This window comes from Bartonella sp. AU18XJBT, from assembly GCF_028618595.1.
Classification (GTDB): Bacteria; Pseudomonadota; Alphaproteobacteria; order Rhizobiales; family Rhizobiaceae; genus Bartonella.
Genome location: NZ_JAQITE010000099.1, coordinates 1 through 2,418 on the forward strand (window position 1 = coordinate 1; position 2,418 = coordinate 2,418).

Here is a 2,418-nt window from a genome sequence, read left to right on the forward strand (position 1 = left end):
TACGCAAGTAATCCGTTAAATCCTTAGGTCGTACCTCTAACATCTTTGCTGCTTCAATGAGACCGAACAAACCATCAGAACGCTTTAAGCCTTCCAAAGCTTCTGCTTTTGGTGCTAATTCTGCAATGGTGTTATCCTTCTTCTCGATTTGTCTTTGTAAGTGATTCAAAACACCAAGTAATGCCTCGGGTTTGGAGTAGTCAACTTGCGGTATAGCTACTTGTTTCAAAAGCCGTTCACATTTGATAAAGTATAAACGCGCTTCATGCCCTTTGTCATTACGCTCTATCATGGAAAGGTGTTTAGCCATGTCTAATGTAATGTGGTATTCTTTTACCTTTCCACCGCTTACTAAATTTTTAGTAAGCGTTATAAAGTTTATATTTTCGAGAAACTTACATTCTTTAATGCGATTTTTAATCCAATCATTAAAGCGAGCTTTTATTTCTAAAAACGTATGTAAATCACGTGCGTTAACAGTTTGAACAGTTTCCTGATCAATAACCCGTTCTTTAATTTCTATAAGAGTGTTCATAGTGAACTCCTATCGATTAGAGGTTTCTTATTGACATTCCAGAAGAATGCCGGGCGCTAAGAAACACGGTCGATAGTCCGTCGTTACGCTTTCCCCATAAAGAGTATTGTATAGCGTAACTACACCCGACAAAGCTATTATACGCACGTAGCATATAATGAGTCAAAGTCTTTAATGTGCGGAGAAGAGATTGTGTCGGCAATCTATCCGCTATCGATTTAAGGTGTTTCTTAGGCACCTGATTCGATTATTCATATTGTCGCTACATTGTCAAGTGGCAATGTAATATTTTTATAAAAATAATCGGTTAAGTCCTTTGGTCGCACCTCTAACATCTTTGCTGCTTCAATAAGACCAAACAAACCATCAGAGCGTTTTAAACCTTCCAAAGCTTCTGCTTTTGGTGCTAATTCAGCAATAACATGATCTTTATGCTCGATTTGATTTTGTAGGTGATTCAAAACACCAAGCAATGCTTCGGGTTTGGAATAGTCAACTTGTGGTGTTGCTACCTGCCTTTCCAACTCTTGCCAACGGTCAATTATCTTTGCTCGTAAGGCGGTGCTGTAACCAGAAACAAGAATTAAACATTCACGCTTAGGAAGGTTATAACAAGGGAGAGTGCGACCTGTTGAATCTTTGTATAACCCTGTAAATTCACTCAATCCAAATTTGGATTCAGTACTTTCAGAGTATAATTCTCCTAACATTTTTCGAATATCACGCATAATATGCGTGTGTTGTTTACCGCACAATTCAGCAATCTCACGACTAGACATAGTCTGAATGCTAACACTATTAGCAGTGCTTTCTCTAATTTCTATAAGAGTATTCATAATGAACTCCTTATGGTTAGATGTTTTTGATTGACACTCTAAGAAGAGTGCCGGGTGCTCAAAAACACGGCCATAAGTCCGTCGTTACACTTTCCCCGCAAGGGTATTGTATAGCGTAACCACACCCGACAATATTATTATACGCATGTAGCATATAATGAGTCAAAGTCTTTAATGTATAGAAGACTGATTATTTCGGTAACCAATCCGCTTATGGTTTAAGGTGTTTTTGAGGCACCTAGTCCAACAATAGACACATTGTTGCCATATTGTCAATAGGTGACTTTACATTTTAAAAATAAATAAGCGTATCTTTACTTTATCTCCCGCAAAATAAGTTTATACATTCCAGATTCAGAGGCTTGGACATCTGTGACCACGAAGTGCTCTTGAGAAGAGGGGGATTTATTGTTTTCAGGTGAGATGATCACAATACTATCTTGAGGTTTTGGTGGTATTCCCCCGATATCATTGATACAAAGATCAAGTTCCTTTCTTGCAATTGTGGTAGGGATTCTACCTCCGGCGTCCGATTCTGAATGTTTAATGGTGTAAATCGCTGTGATACGAAAAGATTGCTGGTTGTCCTTTCGCGTGTAGATGATGGGCTGCCCAAAGGTGTTGCGTACATCTTTAACCATTTTGTTGAGCAGCCCGTGCCAACGCATGTTATTTCGCTCCAATCACGGCTTTAAACAGCATTTCTGGGCGTGTACAGATGTAAAGCGGATAGCTGTAGACCTCCGGTTTTACCCATGCATTACGGTCGTGGTCGACGATCAGCATGGTGTAGAGAGGCTTTCCAACGGTGTTAGCAAAATCCAAGCTTTCACCAGGGGAAAAGGTTTTTTGGAATACACCAGGCGCATCAACAGGAAAGAATTGACATTCATCCGGCTTAATGCCTATGGCACGCTTTGTTCCAGCCTTCGCACTCACATTATAGTTGTGAATACTCCGGTAATTAATGAAAGTGACACCTGCAAAGTCAAAACTGCCAAAGCTTCCCGCGCCAATTGCGCTTGGTGTTGCAACACCTCCGGCGCT

Annotated in this window: 4 protein-coding genes; all 4 read right to left on the bottom strand. The window is 40.2% G+C overall.

Annotation, left to right across the window (positions count from 1 at the left end):
- Positions 1 to 535, bottom strand: a 535-nt coding sequence (locus PVV60_RS10075) for an antA/AntB antirepressor family protein (RefSeq protein WP_273724625.1), incomplete at its 3' end; no start/stop codon positions are given.
- A gap of 251 nt (positions 536 to 786) precedes the next feature.
- Positions 787 to 1,371 carry a Rha family transcriptional regulator gene (locus PVV60_RS10080; RefSeq protein ID WP_404977311.1) on the bottom strand — a complete coding sequence of 195 codons (585 nt, stop codon included), beginning with the start codon at positions 1,369 to 1,371 and terminating at the stop codon, positions 787 to 789.
- Between the two features lie 314 nt (positions 1,372 to 1,685).
- Positions 1,686 to 2,039 carry a hypothetical protein gene (locus PVV60_RS10085; RefSeq protein ID WP_273724626.1) on the bottom strand — a complete coding sequence of 118 codons (354 nt, stop codon included), beginning with the start codon at positions 2,037 to 2,039 and terminating at the stop codon, positions 1,686 to 1,688.
- Position 2,040: 1 nt separating this feature from the next.
- Positions 2,041 to 2,418 (bottom strand): major capsid protein (locus PVV60_RS10090; RefSeq protein WP_273724617.1); only part of this gene is annotated, 378 nt, incomplete at its 5' end.